The sequence below is a fragment of the Georgenia soli genome, assembly GCF_002563695.1.
GTDB lineage: Bacteria > Actinomycetota > Actinomycetes > Actinomycetales > Actinomycetaceae > Georgenia > Georgenia soli.
In genome coordinates this window covers 28,454-43,611 of the sequence record NZ_PDJI01000001.1, presented here as the reverse complement: position 1 = coordinate 43,611, position 15,158 = coordinate 28,454, and the positions used below count along the sequence as shown (strand labels likewise).

15 protein-coding genes are annotated in these 15,158 nt (G+C 64.8%); 11 read left to right on the top strand and 4 right to left on the bottom strand.

What is annotated here, in order from left to right; translation table 11 throughout:
- The 3 genes from ATJ97_RS00200 to ATJ97_RS00190 form a co-directional block, all read right to left on the bottom strand.
- Complete coding sequence (locus tag ATJ97_RS00200; protein WP_281254897.1) at positions 1-930, bottom strand: NAD(P)-dependent oxidoreductase; 930 nt, start codon at positions 928-930, stop codon at positions 1-3.
- A gap of 182 nt (positions 931-1,112) precedes the next feature.
- Positions 1,113-2,117 (bottom strand): ATP-dependent DNA ligase, encoded by a 1,005-nt coding sequence (locus ATJ97_RS00195; RefSeq protein WP_098482000.1) that lies wholly within the window; start codon positions 2,115-2,117, stop codon positions 1,113-1,115.
- 218 nt (positions 2,118-2,335) lie between these two features.
- Positions 2,336-2,674 carry a hypothetical protein gene (locus ATJ97_RS00190; protein WP_098481999.1) on the bottom strand — a complete coding sequence of 113 codons (339 nt, stop codon included), beginning with the start codon at positions 2,672-2,674 and terminating at the stop codon, positions 2,336-2,338.
- Between the two features lie 246 nt (positions 2,675-2,920).
- On the opposite strand from ATJ97_RS00190, the gene ATJ97_RS00185 reads away from it, so the two are divergent.
- The 3 genes from ATJ97_RS00185 to ATJ97_RS00175 are packed head-to-tail and all read left to right on the top strand — an operon-like array spanning position 2,921 to position 6,110.
- Complete coding sequence (locus ATJ97_RS00185) at positions 2,921-3,316, top strand: MobC family plasmid mobilization relaxosome protein (protein ID WP_245861880.1); 396 nt, start codon at positions 2,921-2,923, stop codon at positions 3,314-3,316.
- Entirely contained in the window at positions 3,313-5,247 is a 1,935-nt protein-coding gene (locus ATJ97_RS19305) for a relaxase/mobilization nuclease domain-containing protein (RefSeq protein ID WP_143426812.1), read from the top strand. Before ATJ97_RS00185 ends, ATJ97_RS19305 begins: the two co-directional genes overlap by 4 nt.
- 23 nt (positions 5,248-5,270) lie before the next feature.
- Positions 5,271-6,110: a hypothetical protein gene (locus tag ATJ97_RS00175; protein ID WP_098481998.1), complete on the top strand. Its 840-nt coding sequence runs from the start codon at positions 5,271-5,273 to the stop codon at positions 6,108-6,110.
- A 502-nt stretch (positions 6,111-6,612) separates the two neighbouring features.
- Here ATJ97_RS00175 and ATJ97_RS00170 read toward each other — a convergent pair.
- Positions 6,613-6,876, bottom strand: coding sequence for a hypothetical protein (locus tag ATJ97_RS00170; protein WP_098481997.1), 264 nt, complete (start codon positions 6,874-6,876; stop codon positions 6,613-6,615).
- A gap of 438 nt (positions 6,877-7,314) precedes the next feature.
- Between ATJ97_RS00170 and ATJ97_RS00165 the strand changes: the two genes are divergently transcribed.
- The 8 genes from ATJ97_RS00165 to ATJ97_RS00130 all read left to right on the top strand — a co-directional run bounded on the left by ATJ97_RS00165 (position 7,315) and on the right by ATJ97_RS00130 (position 15,134).
- Positions 7,315-8,403 carry an ABC transporter substrate-binding protein gene (locus ATJ97_RS00165; protein WP_098481996.1) on the top strand — a complete coding sequence of 363 codons (1,089 nt, stop codon included), beginning with the start codon at positions 7,315-7,317 and terminating at the stop codon, positions 8,401-8,403.
- Complete coding sequence (locus ATJ97_RS00160; protein WP_211286993.1) at positions 8,400-9,215, top strand: ABC transporter ATP-binding protein; 816 nt, start codon at positions 8,400-8,402, stop codon at positions 9,213-9,215. Before ATJ97_RS00165 ends, ATJ97_RS00160 begins: the two co-directional genes overlap by 4 nt.
- Positions 9,215-10,018, top strand: a complete 804-nt coding sequence (locus tag ATJ97_RS00155) for an ABC transporter permease (RefSeq protein ID WP_245861887.1) — start codon at positions 9,215-9,217, stop codon at positions 10,016-10,018. The genes ATJ97_RS00160 and ATJ97_RS00155 overlap by 1 nt, the downstream gene beginning before the upstream one ends.
- Before the next feature lie 79 nt (positions 10,019-10,097).
- A complete protein-coding gene (locus ATJ97_RS00150) occupies positions 10,098-10,562 on the top strand; it encodes a MaoC family dehydratase (protein ID WP_211286992.1) in 465 nt (154 codons plus the stop codon).
- Positions 10,563-10,576: 14 nt separating this feature from the next.
- On the top strand, positions 10,577-11,758 hold the full coding sequence (locus ATJ97_RS00145) for a CaiB/BaiF CoA transferase family protein (RefSeq protein WP_098481994.1): 1,182 nt from the start codon (positions 10,577-10,579) through the stop codon (positions 11,756-11,758).
- Positions 11,755-12,549: an enoyl-CoA hydratase-related protein gene (locus tag ATJ97_RS00140; RefSeq protein WP_098481993.1), complete on the top strand. Its 795-nt coding sequence runs from the start codon at positions 11,755-11,757 to the stop codon at positions 12,547-12,549. Before ATJ97_RS00145 ends, ATJ97_RS00140 begins: the two co-directional genes overlap by 4 nt.
- 45 nt (positions 12,550-12,594) lie before the next feature.
- Positions 12,595-13,953, top strand: coding sequence for an FAD-dependent oxidoreductase (locus ATJ97_RS00135; RefSeq protein ID WP_425432709.1), 1,359 nt, complete (start codon positions 12,595-12,597; stop codon positions 13,951-13,953).
- Positions 13,950-15,134: a CaiB/BaiF CoA transferase family protein gene (locus ATJ97_RS00130; protein WP_098481991.1), complete on the top strand. Its 1,185-nt coding sequence runs from the start codon at positions 13,950-13,952 to the stop codon at positions 15,132-15,134. The genes ATJ97_RS00135 and ATJ97_RS00130 overlap by 4 nt, the downstream gene beginning before the upstream one ends.
- Positions 15,135-15,158 lie beyond the last annotated feature (24 nt).

The window sequence follows — 15,158 nt, the reverse complement described above, 5'->3', positions numbered from 1 at the left end:
TCATAGTACCGAGGCCCGTTCGCGCAGCATGACGCCGCTCCGCGCCTCAAGCGTCTCAACGATTAGCGGGTCGTCGCCCCGGCCTGCGTGCCGTTCGTATGCCTCGCGCACCACCGTCGCCGCAGCCCGAGTCGACACTGCGTCGACGCCGGCCTCGTCGGCGAGGTCGATTCCGCTGGCGAGGTCCTTCAGCATTAGGCCTAGGGCTCCGCCGCTTACATAATTGGTGCGCCATGCCAAGGGCAGTCGATTGCGGAGCGCCCAGCTGTCCCCACTGCTGCGGCTGACGACCTCAATGACCTGGTCGGGGTCGAGTCCGGCCTTCACGCCTGCGATCAGCATCTCGGCCGATGACACAAGGCTGGCCAGGAACATCGACTGGTTGATGGACTTCATGACGGCACCGAGCCCAGGACGTTCACCCAGCCGGTAGATCGCGCTGCTCATGTGCTTCAGCACCGGCGCGACGGCGTCGAGCGCCTCTGGATCGCCAGACGCCATCACCGTGAGCGAACCTGCCTTGGCGCCCTCCACGCCACCGCTTACCGGGGCGTCGAGAACGATAAAGCGCCCGTCCGCACGCTCGTCCAGCGCCCGCACATCGGACGGGCGCAGGCTTGCCATACAGAGAAGGATCGAATCCGAGTGCGCCCCGTCTGCGAAGCCGTCGGTACCGAATGTCGCGTCCAGCGCCTGCTGACCGTCAAGCACCATGAGAATGGTGACGTCACTCGCCTCGGCGACGGCCCGCGAGCTCGCCGCAGGCTTGAGCCCAATTGAGCCGATCTCTTGCATCACCTCAGGGCGCGGGTCGAACGCGGTCACGTGGAACCCCGCAGCGGCGATGCGGGCTGCGATGTGCCAACCCATCCGACCGACCCCGACGATGCCGACCCTTGGTGCAGTAGTCACGTACCGTCCCTCCGTCATTGCGCGGTCCATTCGCCTTCGTCATGCAACCGCAGACAGCGGCACTTTACCATAATCAGAGTACTGAGAGAACAGGCGCTGCTAACTGGGGCCCGCCTCCATGCAGTCGTCCTCTAGCTGCCGATGTCGATCCACTCTCAGGCGCGAACTCTTCACGCCTTCGTGCCCGTACTCTGAGCGGTTCAGAGAGCGCCACCGGGCGGTACAACGTCGCCGGGACGAAGTTCGGAGCGAACGCGTACAAACCGCAACGGGTGGCGGTAGGAGCTGCCGGACCAGGCGACGTCGGCAGTGACCTCGACGACGAACAGTTCGACGAGAGTGACGTCGATGGGGTCCTTGTCTCGGGCAAAGCGGTCGACCGCGCCGCGCGGGATGCGGGCGGGCCATGGGTGATCGCCGGCGGGCGGGCGCAGGAGTCGGCCGAGCGCGCGGGCGGGGCTGGCGTGCAGGGGGGTGGTGCGTCCGACGATGCGAAGCTCACCGTCGACGGGCAGGCCGGCAATGAGCGCTTCAGGCCGCTCTAGGGTGCCGATGACAGCACCGCAAATTACTTCGACGGTGTCTCGGTGCTTCACCTTCAACCAGACTCTCGATGCCCGGTAGGGCTGGTCGGGACCCTTGAGGACCAGTCCCTCGACGCCGGTGACGGGTAGCTCGTCGAGCCACCGGCGGGCCTCGTCGACGTCGGTGGTGGTCGGGGAGATCTGCATGGGTGGTTCCCAGTCGCGGGCGAGCTCCTCGAGCAGAGTGCGGCGTTCGCGCAGCGGCAGGTGGCGCACGTCCTGATACGCGACGGCGAGGATGTCGAAGGCGACGTAGGAGGCAGGTTCGCGGCGGATGAGGTCGGCCAGGGCGCGCCTGGAGCTGGTCATGCGGTGCTGCAACGAGGAGAAGTTGAGCCTGCCCTCGGTAAAAACGACGATCTCGCCGTCGAGGACGAACCCGGGTGGCACGGACGTGGCGGCCGCGGCGTAGAGGTCGGGGAAGTATCGGATGAGGTTCTTGCGCTGTCGGCTCCACAGTGAGGTGGTGTCGTTGTCGCGAACCAGTGCGCTGCGGTAGCCATCCCACTTGGGCTCGGCGATGAGACCGCCGGGTAGCGCGCTGGGTGACGGCAGTTTCTCGACAGCTCTGGCCAGGGCGAGGTCGACGGGGCCGCGGAGTCCCTCGGGCAGTGTGCTCATCCCACCCTCGCTTCGTCATCGCTGCGCTCTTGCCGCGCCAGGAGAGCACCCGGCCAAGGGGTGGGGGTGCCGCTGTTTCTTCGGCCCCGGGCAGAGTTGTTCACACCGTTCGGTGGGTGTTGTCAGGGGTGCGGCTCACCGCATCGCGAAGCGACGCTGTGCGCCCTTGACGGCGCCCACCGAACCGTGATCATCGAACACTCCGGGGGAAGGGGTCGTCAGTTCAGCGACGGCTCCGGCGTCAGGGTTGGAGTCGGAACCTGATGGTCGACGCCGGAGGGGTCGGCAGCGGGCTTCTTGGCTGCCGCTCGGCGGCGGGTTCTCGCCTTCTTCTCCGGCTCGGACAGGCCGAGCTTGCGGAGCTCGTCGGGCGACCAGCCGTCGCTCAGTGCGGCGTTGTAGAGGCGCACGTCCTCGCGCTCGGCTTCGGCGACCTGCTCGCGCAGCTCGACCAGTCTCTGCCGCGCGGTCACGAGCGTGCGGACCGACGCGATGCGTCGGTCGAGCAGCTCACGGGCCTTCTTCTCGGCGTCCTCGACGCTCAGTTCTTTCGCCATGCCGTCATGCTAGGGCGACGGACTGAAGGCGGCCGATACCCCGCCTTCCTAAGCCCTTCGGCGCTAAAGCCCCAATCCCGCTGCGCACGAGCCCAACAACCTGCCCGAGACCGAGCAAGTTATACAGTTACGTGCCGTAACTGGCCGCTATTGCTGGACGGCCGACGGCCGTTACTGGCACGCTGGTCGCGTGCATCCCCGCACGGAGCGGGGTCGCTGCGCTGGGCATGAGGGGCGGTGGTCGCGGTGGCGGAGGAGCCTTCGAAGGCGCGCCGTGTGGTCCGGCGCCGGCGGGCGAACGTGGCTGGTGGTCGCCAGCACAGCCACCGCGTGATGGTCACGCCCGAGGAGGAGGCGCTGCTGCTGCAGCGCGCCGAGGAGCACCGGGTCACGGTGCCCCGGCTGCTGATCGAGTCGGCGCTGGCGCCGACGGGGGAGACGCCGACGGAGCGACGCAACGCGGTCGTCGAGCTGTTCGCCGTGCACCGGCTGCTCGCGGGCATCGCGAACAACGTCAACCAGATGGCGCGGGCGACGAACGCGACGGGCGAGGTGCAGGCCGAGATGGTCGCCACGCTGCGCGCGGTCCGCCGAGTTGCGGAGCGCATCGACACAGCGGTCGACGTGCTGGGGCAGTCGTGATCCCGCACATCGTCCGGGGCGATCGGATGGCCGGCCTGATGGTCTACCTGGCCGGGCCGGGACGGCGGAACGAGCACACCGAGCCGCACCTGGTCGCCGGGGACGCGGCGCTGCTCGCGTGGCACGACGACAACGAGCTCGACCGCGACTCGGCCCTGGCGATCGCGAAGCACCTCGACCGCCCGCGCGAGGCGCTCGGGGTCGACGTGACGGTGGGCGTCTACGAGCGCCGGGTCGTTGGCCGCGACGACGCCGGCAAGCGGGTATTCAGGAACGTCAAGGTCGGCGAGAAGCGGGCCCATGTGTGGCACTGCTCGCTGTCACTACGCCCCGAGGAGGGCCGGCTCACCGACGAGCAGTGGGCGGCTATCGCTACGGAGTTCATCAGGCGCATGGGCTTCGACGACCACGAGGGCACGAAGGCCCCGTGCCGGTGGGTCGCGGTGCACCACGGCCTGTCGTCGAAGGGCAACGACCACATCCACCTGGCGGTCAACCTGGTGCGTGAGGACGGCACCAAGGCGTCCACCCACAACGACTACAACCGTGTCCAGCAGGTCGCCCGCGACCTCGAGCGCGAGTTCGACCTGCTGCCCCTGTCACCGAACGAGTACGAGACCGCCCGCGCGCACACCCGCGCCGAGTGGGAACGCGCTCGGCGGACGGACGGGCGGGTGCCGTGGGACGAGCTGACCAGCGAGCTGCAGGACGCCGAGGTGCGCACGCAGTTCGCCAGCGAGCAGGCCTGGCAGCGTGCCGTGGCGGACCGGGACCGGCACGGCCCGGCGGACACCGCCGAGCGTGCCTACGACCCCGCCGAGCGCGAAGCCCAGGCGCGAGGCCGCGCCCGCGCGAAGCACGAACGCAACCGCCGAAACGGCGGGGGAGTGGTGCCGTGGGACAAGTTGCCCGCGGCCGAGAAGCAGGCCCGCATCAGCGCCGAGCTGCGTGCGGACGAGCCGCGCCACGCGCTCGCCCGGATCGTGCGCGGTTGCTCGACAGCGGCCGCCGACGAGGCCGAGTTCGTGCGCCGGATGCGCAGGGCCGGTCTGCTCGTGCGGCCACGTTTCGCGGACGGGCGCACGGACATCGTCACCGGCTACTCCGTCGCCGCCAGGCCGCAGGCCGGGGAGCGGCCTGTCTGGTACGGCGGTGGGCACCTGGCCCGCGACCTGACCCTGCCCAGGCTGCGCCAGACATGGCCCGACGCCCCCGAAGCTGCGGCCGCCGCGGCGGCGGAGTGGACCGCTGCGAAGCGCAACCGCCGCCCGGTCATGCCCGGCCGGGAGACGGCCGAGGTCGACCCTCGACTGTGGGAGCAGTACGCGACCGAGGTCACCGCGCTGTGCGAGCAGCTGCGCGCCGTGCCGATCCACGACCGCGACACCTGGGCCCAGGTCGCCCGCGACACCGCCGGGGCGTTCGCCGCCTGGTCGCAGCGCGTTGAGGAGTCGCCGGGGCCGCTGGCTGCGACGGCCGACGCGCTGGCGAAGTCAGCGCAGCTGCGCCGCCAGAGCGTGCACCCCAAGACAGCCGGGAAGGCGTCGGTCGGGGGAGCGGCGATGCTGCTGGCGTCGGCCACCATGGCCGGCCAGGGCGCCATCGCCCAGGCCGCGATGCTGCGCCAGCTGGTGATGCTCGCCCAGGCCGTCTACGCCATGCACCGCGCCTCCGCGGAGCACCATCGGGCGGCCCAGATCCGGCAGGTCGCCGAGCGACGCCTGCGCGAGGTCGCCGACCGCCTGCCGCCTGTGCCCGAGCCCGTACCGGCCGGCCCTGCACCCGACGCCCGGGCGGCCGAGGCCGCCCGCATCGCGGCAACCGGCAAGGTTCCGGCCCGGCAGACCGGTTCCCCGGTCCCGAACTGGATCGAGCCAGCCCGCCGGCACCAACTCACAGGGCACGACAAGGACCGAGGACCGGAGCGGTAACGAACACAGATGGGGAAGACGTCATGGCTGAGGAATCCGACGGCATCGAGGAAGCCCTGACCGGATCGGTGCGCGTCGCCGTCACCATCGGGGCGCGCGTGGGCGAGATGCTCGCCCGAGCCCGCGAGGAACGCCTTCGCCGCGCCGAAGCCGCCGAGGAACAGCACGCCCGCGAGTTCACCGCCCGCCTGCAGGCTGAGCAGTCAGCCGCTCGGGCCGACCTCGCGCCCATCTTCCGGATCGAGTGGTGGGACCAGGCCGGGCCCGTCGACATTCAGCACGCCTGGACCACGGCCCGCGCCTGGACGGGCCAGGAACCCGATGCGGACCGTGCCGCCGACCGCATCCGCGATGAGGTCCGGCGCCGTTACGGCGTCGACGTCGACCGTGCCGCCGCCGACCCCGAGCTCGTGCGTGTCGCCCTCGAACGCGCCGAAGCGCGCCGCGCCGAACTCGAACGCGAACGCGGCCGCGCCGCCGAGGAACAGTTCCAGGCCCACTTGCTCGCCGCCGAGGCTGATCTCGCCGACCAGGCCGCAGAGGCCGCCCGCGAAGCCGCTCAGCACGAACCCGACCCCGCTGTGCGCGAGGGCGCCGCCGTCAAGGCGGAACGTGAACGGACCCGCGCCACCGCCGCCCGCGAGGCCGGCAAGGAAAACTACGACAGCGCTGAACGCCGTCAGGCATCCGCCGCCAACCTCGAGCGACGCGGCATCGACCAAGAAGTTGTCGCTGCCCGAATGACCGCCGACGTCAGTCAGGGCACTCACCCCTCCGAGGCCGTAAGAAACGCCAGTAAGAACCCACCCAGGGGACGGAAGAGCCGCAACCCCAGCGAGCGCCAGCTTGGGCGCAGCCGGTAGGTTCTAGCACCGCAGAGCGCCCCCGGGGATTGCCCCTTGGGGCGCTCTTTTCGTGCCTGTCGCGGTGCTATCACCCAGTTCGCGGGACTAAAGGTGACGTGTCCGATGTTGCTGCGCGGCATGGACAGGATCACTGTGAGCCCCGAGCGCCAATATGGCGGGCACCGGCGTAGAGCACACCGTTGATCGAGCCGGTGGCGCCCGTGACCGAGCCCCGCGGCGTAAGCCGCGAAGAACCCGGACGTCGTGCCGATTCAGTTGATCAAGGCGATCGCACCGGCGGTGGCCAGGCGTCGCGGCCACCACCGTAGCGATGGTTGCTTTGCTCGCGACGACCTGGGTAGCCAACGTCGTACTCAGTGTCGTCCTGCTGATCATCGCGGCGACCGGGCTCTTCGGATCGCTACCTAGTTGTAGGCGATCGCCAGCATTCCGACGACGGCTCCCCCGAACGGAAGCATCGTGATCATCCCGATGGTCGATGCTTCGTAGTTCGCCGAGGTCAGCCACGATTGTCGGCAGCCAGAATGAGATCCAGGTAGACGCTGAACTGACTGCACGGCGAGGTAGACGAAGCCGAGTAGATAGACGTACGGCCGCTTAAGTGCCGCGCCGAGTGAGTGCTGCTTGCGGCCTGTGGTTTCTTCACCTGCCGCGTACTTCCCGTTCGCGGTTGGTGAGCCATGCTGTCGTCGTCGTCGTCGTCGTCGTCGTCGTCGTCGTCGTCGTCGTCGGCGTTTGCGCCGGGTGTGTCGCGGAGCGGCATCGGTGCAAGGTGGCCGCAGGTTCCTGCATTACGAGCATGATTCCGCGATGAAGTCGAGTACGCGCGGACGAGCGCGTTCGAGGCATGCTCGACGGCTCACGCACCCAGATGGCGTGACCTGGAGAATTTCGAGACACACCCGTCGGCTGTTGGTAGCGTGACTATTTGATCACTACATCTGGTATGTCGCATACCAAAGGTGATCGCGGCGGAGCTGCAAGTCGCTGAGCTCGTTGAGCTGCAGGACAGGCTCCTTGCCCATGTTCGGCCTTGCCGCTCCGCACAAAGTGGACTGTTGACACCGCTCTCCGTGAGGTGCAAGATCCCGTATATGGGATCGCAGATGTCCTAGGAAGTCTAAGGGCGACCCCTCCCGTCTGCGCCATCTCTGGCCGTCGATGACGACCGCCACGTCTAATCACCCCAACGGAGATCCGGATGAACGTTCAGAACCGCAAGGCAGGCTTCAGCCGCCGGGGCTTTCTCCAGGCCGGAGGACTCCTGGGCGGAGCATTTCTACTTGGTACCACCGTCGCGTGCTCCTCAGATCCCTCTTCCACGTCGCCGGGAGCCACGGATCCGAACAGTTCGGACTCGCAGCAACTCAAGGCGATTGACCTACAGCTCTCTTGGCTCGGTAACGCTCAGGTCCTTGGTGACGCAGTCGCACTAAAGAAAGGCTTCTACGCCGAGAACGGACTTAAGGTCACGATGAAGGAGGGTGGGCCCAACGCCGACCCGCCCGGCCTCATCGCCTCCGGCAGCTCCCCAGCCGGATACGTCTCCTCCAGCCCGTTGCACATGACCGCGGTGAGCGCGGGAGTTTCGGTCAAGGCATACGGTGTGAACCTGCAGCAGCACCCGTGGGCCTTCATCTCCATGAAGGACAATCCGATCCGCACTCCCGAGGACCTCATCGGAAAGCGGATCGGCACCCAGCCCACCGGTGGCGTGCTCGTCGACGCGGTGCTCGCAAAGCACGGCATCAGCCGCGATCAAATCGAGATTGTTGGCGTAGGGAGTGACACCGCCCCGCTCGCGTCCGGTCAGGTCGACGCCTGGACCGGATGGACCGTGAACTACGGCCAGCTGCAGCCCCTGGGAAACAACTACGAGACCATGCGGATCTGGGACATCGGAATCCAACTTTACGCCGGCGTCCTCCTTGCCAACGCCTCGGTTGTTGAAGAGGATCCAGAGATGCTCGCGGGAATTCTTTCCGCGACAGCCAAGGGCTGGCGCTACGCCCGCGATAACCACGACGAGGCAATTGAGATCCTCAAGGAAACGTTCCCGAACATCGACCCAAAGATCGAGTCGGAGTCCGCCAAACTCGTTATGGATATTGTCTTCACCGACGAGACCGAAGAAAACGGCTGGGGCCAGATGGCACGCGACAACTGGGAGAACCAGATACGCATCTATGACGAGCTTGGTCAGTTTGAGAAGGGCGCCCCTAATGTCGACGACGTCATGACGCTCGAGATCCTCGAGCGGACGGTCGAGGAGCGCAGCACGTCCGCATGATCGCCATGACCTCGACGAAAGCATCAGACATCGACATGAGTATCGCACCGTTGAATGCCGTGGAATTGGATGGGGTCTCGGTCACCTTCAGCACCGACCGCGGTGAAGTGAATGCGCTCGCTGGCATCACTCACAACCTGACGGCCGGTGGGTTCACTTCCTTGATCGGCCCGTCAGGGTGTGGCAAGTCGACTCTCCTCCGAGTCGTAGCCGACCTAATCGCACCGACGGCCGGTAGGGCCACTGTTCTCGATGACACTCCGCACAACGCCCGTGAGCATCGAAAGATCGGGTTCGTCTTTCAGGACTCGACACTGTTGCCCTGGCGCACCGCCCTGCAGAACGTCTCTTTACCACTCGAAGTGGGCCCCAAGAATCAAGTCACTCCAACGAGGTCCCCAAAGGAACTCCTTGAACTTGTGGGGCTCGGCGGCCGCGAGAACGCTTACCCCCATGAACTGTCCGGCGGCATGCGGCAGCGAGTCGCAATTGCCCGCGCCCTAGTCACCGACCCGGCCATCCTGCTCATGGATGAACCTTTTGGCGCCCTCGATGAGATCACGCGGGACCGCCTCAATGAGGAACTCTTGCGAATCTGGGAAAGCACTGGCACCACGGTCGTCTTCGTCACGCACAGCATCGCGGAAGCGGTATTCCTCTCCGAGGAGGTTGTAGTCCTAAAGGCCCACCCGGGTCGCTTGCATGAGGTTGTCGATATCGATCTTGGCTATCCCCGCGGACCGCATACCCGCGTCGAGCCAAACTTCAGCGAGCTCTGCAGCCAACTTCGCATGCTATTGGAGAGCGCGTGATGACGACCATCACTCACAAACACCGTACGGAAACTCTGGAATCGCAGGCGAAGCGAAAGCCGGTCAACAAGGCTACGCCGTACCTCGTGGGCATCGGTATCATCATCCTCTGGCAGCTCACCGTCGTCATTTTGAGAGTTCCCGAGTATGTCGTGCCGACGCCGACTCGCGTGGCCGCGGCGTTCGTTGAGAACGCCGATATCCTGTGGCGGAACCTGCAACCCACGGTCATTGAATCGCTTGCCGGATTCGTAATCGGTAACGTCGTCGCATTCGTGTTTGCGGTGATCTTCGTGCATTCGAAAACAATAAACGGTGCGCTCATGCCGATCGCCGTGTTCGTCCAGACGATCCCGATCATCGCGATCGCGCCGATTCTTGTGATCCTGCTCGGCACGGGCTACTCCTCGAAGATTGTCATCGCGGCGCTGATCTCGTTCTTCCCGACCTTGGTGAACTCGGTTCGTGGCTTGAACGCGGTCAATGATCGCGAGCTGGAGCTCATGCGCATCCTTTCGGCGACTCGCTGGGAGATCTTCACCCGAGTCCGTCTGTACGCGTGCGTGCCCTATCTCTTCTCGGCGCTTCGAATCACGGCAACATCCGCTGTGATCGGCGCGATCGTCGCAGAGTGGGTGGGCTCTCAGGCAGGGCTCGGATACCTCATCATCCAAACCACCTTCAATTATCAGGTGCCGCTCCTCTACGCAACAATGATTCTCAGTTCGTTATACGCCCTGCTCCTTTTCGGGCTCGTGGGCTTGGTCGAAAAGAGAGTCGTGTATTGGAAGGCGACACAATGAGTCCTGACCGCTTGCCTCCAGGGTGCGCAAGTTGTCGATGATGCTAGGCCCGCCGCGCGGATTAAGGATAGGAGATTGAGTGACTCTGACGCCAGAGGACATCATTGCCGCAGAAGGATACACGCTCACCCGGACGGTCAGTGAATCGGATATCTATCAGTTTGCCGGAATCACAGGTGACCTATCTCGATATCACACCGATGAGGAGTTTATGAAGCGGTCACCCTACGGTGGCCGCGTCGCGCACGGCGTCCTCATCCTCGGCCTCGTCTCTACCGCGTCAACCCGTTTCTGGGAGAAGCTCGACTTCGCCGGCATGGGCATCTCGCTCGGCTACGACAGGGTCCGATTCGTCAACGGCGTGCTTATCGGAGACACGCTGACCGCCCACTACAAGGTCACTCAATGGCTACCGGAACGGTCTCGCTTCCATGCCCAAGCCGTTGTAACGAATCAAAATGGCGGCGTGTGTCTCTCAGCCACGCATGTAACTAAGGCATTCAACCAAACAATCGATGCCGCAGAGAACGGGCAGAGGTCATAATGAATGACTCTAGTATGCACATGCTTCCGTTAAGTGGAATCCGCGTTCTCGATTTCAGCCAAGCACTGGCGGGCCCGGTTGCCACTCAAGTGCTGGCCGACTTTGGGGCCGATGTCATCAAGGTCGAGCGACCCGGGTCCGGTGATTTGTCGCGGTTCTCCACGATGGACGTCAACGACCTCAACAATCCGGTGTTTGCGAGCATGAACCGCAATAAGCGCAGCATTGCCATTGATCTGCGGTCCGAACCCGGTAAGGCTCTTGTGCGCCGACTCGTATCGGAGGTCGACGTAGTAGTGAACAATTTCCGACCTGGCGTCATGGAACGCTTGGGATTTTCCTACGAGGAACTCAGGAACATTAACCCGCGCCTTATCTATGGCGCGACAACGGGCTTCGGCAGCAGCGGGCCATACCAGCACAAGGGTGGCCAGGAGGTCCTTGCTCAAGGATTTACGGGCGTCATGGCCCGGCGTCCGGACGAGTCAGTGCCCTACGCCGTGTACTCCACGTGTTACGCGGACTTCATGACGGCAATGATTTTCGCCCAAGGCATCTTGTTGGCGCTGCTAGCCCGCGATCGAAACGGCGTTGGTCAGGAGGTTCACACGAGCCTTTACGAGACATTGCTCGGCTTGCAGTTGCAGGAAGCCGCGATGCTTATGACACGCAACGAGGAACTCAATTGGGGCGCGATGCCGCATACCATCGTTGCGCCCACCACGGACGGTGCCGTCGTCTTCACCGGGGCCTTCAAGCGGAACCCGCTACAGGAAATCTGCGCGGCGATCGGTATGCGTGACCTCACCGAAGAGCCACGGTTCGAAGACGTCGAGAACCAAACGAAGAATCGTGTGGAGCTGCAAAGCCTCATCAAGGACCACATGCGGGGCGAAAGCACCGCGACCTGGATCGAACGACTCGAGGCGCACGACATCCTGTGTGCACCGGTGCGTGAACTCAGCGAGGCCCTCGAAGATCCACAGACGCAGCACAACGAAACGGTCATCACCTACCACGATGATCAAGGCACAGAGGTCCGCTCCGTTGCACACCCTCTGCACTTGCGGGCGACGCCCGCCCAGATGCGATACCCCGTGCCTTCGCTCGGCGCCAACGGCGCAGAAATCCTTGCCGAGTTTGGTCTCTCCGAACTTGAAATCGCGAGCCTATATAGGGACGGAGTAGTGGTATGACAACTCACGAGGAGAGCGGCGTCCGCGTCGAGATTTTTGATCGCGTCGCAACCGTTACGATCGATCGACCTCACGTGCTGAACGCCGTCGACGACGCTGCGCAGACACGATTGTCCGAGGTGTGGGGAGAGCTCCAGGAAAACGACGACGTCTGGGTTGTGGTCCTCACCGGTGCCGGAGAGCGTTCGTTCTGCTCTGGGTCGGACATGTCAGCGGGCGCACAAGCGAGGTCGAACCTCGAATTCTGGGCTGGCGCGAACCCCGACGGCTACTGCGGCCTCACACTCCGTGATTCGTTCACGAAGCCCGTCATTGCTCGTGTCAATGGATACGCGCTCGGCGGTGGTATGGAGCTCGTGAACGGCTGTGACATCGTCATTGCGGCCGATTCCGCGGTGTTCGGCCTCGTTGAACCCCGAGTCGGCCGACTGGCGTTCGACGGCACTATCCTCATGACCCGTCGGATGCCCTACACAACTGCGATGGGCATGCTGCTTACCGGCCGGAAGGCGAGCGCCGAAGAGATGCGTGCCGCTGGCCTCGTTAACGAAGTTGTGCCGCTCGCAGAACTCGATGACGCCGTGGACCGCTGGGTGCAGCAGATCCTTGGATGCGCTCCCACCTCCGTGCGCGCCATCAAGGAGATCGCGCGGCTCACATCACACATGCCTCCCCGCCAAGCTGCACGGCAGTATCTGCCGTCGTTCGACGCCCTGTTCAGTTCGGGAAATGCCGACGAGGGCGTACAGGCGTTTCGTGAGAAGCGCAGCCCTAGCTGGTCCTATTCGTAACCCATTCGAAAAAGTCTGAGGTGTCACAACGTCGTGAGTACGTCAATTGATAAACTGACCGTCACCGTGGGTGCGCGTGAGGTGCCCGTCGTTGCCGAATGCGACGTGGTCGTCGTGGGGGGGGGACCGGCAGGTGTGAGCGCGGCCGTTGCCGCCGCGCGCCAGGGCGCCTCTGTCACCCTCCTCGAGCGCTATGCGGCGCTCGGCGGCCTCGCCGCCGGCGGAATGGTGCTCGTGCTCGACGACATGGTGAACGGGTCCGAAATCACTGTTACCGGCATCGTCTCCGAGTACGTGGAGAGGCTCGAGAAGATGGGATTAGCGGTGTACCCGCCCGAGGAAGATCGCTACGCCTCGGAGGAGATGTGGAACAAATGGGCACGCTACGGCGCTTTTGACTTCCACTCGCATAACAAGCCGAAGCCGATCTGTTACGCCGTCGCCTTTGACCCCGATGGGTGGAAGCGCGTCTCGAACGACCTTGTTCAGGAGGCAGGCGTTGACCTGCGTTTGCACAGCTGGTTCTCCGAACCGATCGTGGAAGACGGCGTCATGAAGGGCGTCATCTGCGAGACGAAGGCAGGCCCCCAGGCAACTCTCGCCAAGGTGGTCATCGACGCGACCGGTGACCTCGACGTCGCATCTCGCACCGGCGCGAGCTTCGTCCACGATAGTTACATCGTTACGCTCGTGTTCCGCCTCGGCGGCGTTGACACCGACAAGGCCGAGGCGTTTGAACAGGCCAATCCACGGGAGACTCGCGCGCTCAACCGCACGACGAAGCGCATCCTCGGCGGCGCGTGGGAGATGTGGTGGCTCAAGACCCCGCTCCCGGGGATCGTCTGGTGCAACACCCCCCACATGACCGGCTTCGACGGAGCTGACCCCGCCTCACTGACGGCCGCTGAGTTTGAGGCGCGACCACGCATCAACGAGGCGGTGGAGTACGTCAAGGCGAACTATCCCGGCTTCGAGAATGCGTATCTGCTCGGCGTCGCGGAGCAGATCGGTGTCCGGCAAACTCGACTGCTCCAAGGCGAGTACATCGTGACGAAGGATGACGTGGGGCAGCGCCGCTACTTCGACGACACAGTCGCCCGTGGCAGGGACTACTACTACCCGTACAGCTCTCTCGTGGCCAAGGAGATCGACCAGTTGCTCGCTCCCGGCCGCCACTACTCGGCCACACCTGACGCGCAGCGTATGTCACGCGAGATCCCGCCGTGCATGGCCATGGGTCAGGCCGCCGGTATCGCGGCTGCCCTCGCAGCTGAAGCCGGCGTCATGGTGCGCGACGTCGACGTTCAAGCGATCCGGACCGCAATGCGGGCCCAGGGTGCCGACCCGGGCGACGTCCCCTCACCAAACGCAACATTTCCTGAGAAGCAAGGAGCCCTGAGATGACGACGCTGCCGCTCACCGGTATCACGGTCGTCGATTTCACCGAGGTGTATCTCGGCCCCTCCTGCACCCAGCTACTTGGCGACTTCGGCGCCGACGTCATCAAGATTGAACGGATCACCGGTGGTGATCGCACCCGCGACTCTCTGCCCGACCCAGACGGCCTCGACAACCCGATCTTCCTCAGCGTCAATCGGAGCAAGCGGAGTCTGTGCATCGACATCAGGTCCGACGACGGCCGCGCTGCCGTTCACGAGATCATCAAGAACGCCGACGTGGTGGTGAGCAATTTCCGCGCTGGCGTCATGGAGAGGCTCGGCTTCGCCTACGAAGCCCTTCGTCAGCTCAACCCGGGGATCATCTGGGCAAGCGCCACTGGCTTCGGCACAGAAGGGCCCCATAAGCACAAGGGAGGCCAGGACGTTATCGCGCAGGCCTACAGCGGCCTCATGGCGCGCAAACCCTCGGCTGACATTCCCACCCACGTCAACCCGACCGGCCTGTGCGACTACATGTCAGGAATGCACATGGTCCAGGGAATCCTGCTCGCCCTACTGCACAAGGAGCGTACTGGCGAGGGGCAGCGGGTCGAAATCCGCATGTATGACTCCGCGCTGCACCCGCAGATGCAAGAAGCTGCGATGCTCAAGGCGCGGGGGAGGGAAGTCAACTGGGGCACCATGCCACTGACCGGAGTGTTCGCAACGACCGACGGTGAACTTTGCCTCGTTGGCGGGTTCCATCGCGATCCCTTGCCGGCGCTCGCGCGCGTCTTGGGCCTGCCCGAGGATGCCCTCGTGCGCCCGGAGTTCGCCGATTACGACGCCATGATGGCGAACCGTTCTCAACTGCAGGGAATTCTTGCGGACGGATTCAAGGCGCACAACACCGAGCACTGGCTAGCGCGACTGGAGGATGAGGACCTCCTGTGCGCCCCGGTCAATACGCTTGCCACCACGCTCGAAGACGAGCAGACCGCGGTCAACAAGATGGTGGTCTCCGCGGAGCACACCAAACTCGGCGAGGTGAAACTTCTGGCCGCGCCGATTCATCTCTCTACAACGCCCGCCACGTACGAGCAGGCACCGCCCATGCTCGGCGAGCACACCGACACAATCCTCGAGGAGGCGGGCTTGTCTGCCGACAGGATCGCCGAACTGCGCGGCGCCGGCATCATCCGTTAACCGCCGGCGGCGCCAAATCGCAAA

Excerpts from the sequence above, each read along its gene's own strand:
- ATJ97_RS00200 (WP_281254897.1), bottom strand. The coding sequence starts at position 930 with ATGACGGAGGGACGGTACGTGACTACTGCACCAAGGGTCGGCATCGTC.
- ATJ97_RS00195 (WP_098482000.1), bottom strand. The coding sequence starts at position 2,117 with ATGAGCACACTGCCCGAGGGACTCCGCGGCCCCGTCGACCTCGCCCTG.
- ATJ97_RS00190 (WP_098481999.1), bottom strand. The coding sequence starts at position 2,674 with ATGGCGAAAGAACTGAGCGTCGAGGACGCCGAGAAGAAGGCCCGTGAG.
- ATJ97_RS00175 (WP_098481998.1), top strand. The coding sequence starts at position 5,271 with ATGGCTGAGGAATCCGACGGCATCGAGGAAGCCCTGACCGGATCGGTG.
- ATJ97_RS00170 (WP_098481997.1), bottom strand. The coding sequence starts at position 6,876 with ATGCCGCTCCGCGACACACCCGGCGCAAACGCCGACGACGACGACGAC.
- ATJ97_RS00165 (WP_098481996.1), top strand. The coding sequence starts at position 7,315 with ATGAACGTTCAGAACCGCAAGGCAGGCTTCAGCCGCCGGGGCTTTCTC.
- ATJ97_RS00160 (WP_211286993.1), top strand. The coding sequence starts at position 8,400 with ATGATCGCCATGACCTCGACGAAAGCATCAGACATCGACATGAGTATC.
- ATJ97_RS00155 (WP_245861887.1), top strand. The coding sequence starts at position 9,215 with ATGACGACCATCACTCACAAACACCGTACGGAAACTCTGGAATCGCAG.
- ATJ97_RS00145 (WP_098481994.1), top strand. The coding sequence starts at position 10,577 with ATGCACATGCTTCCGTTAAGTGGAATCCGCGTTCTCGATTTCAGCCAA.
- ATJ97_RS00140 (WP_098481993.1), top strand. The coding sequence starts at position 11,755 with ATGACAACTCACGAGGAGAGCGGCGTCCGCGTCGAGATTTTTGATCGC.
- ATJ97_RS00130 (WP_098481991.1), top strand. The coding sequence starts at position 13,950 with ATGACGACGCTGCCGCTCACCGGTATCACGGTCGTCGATTTCACCGAG.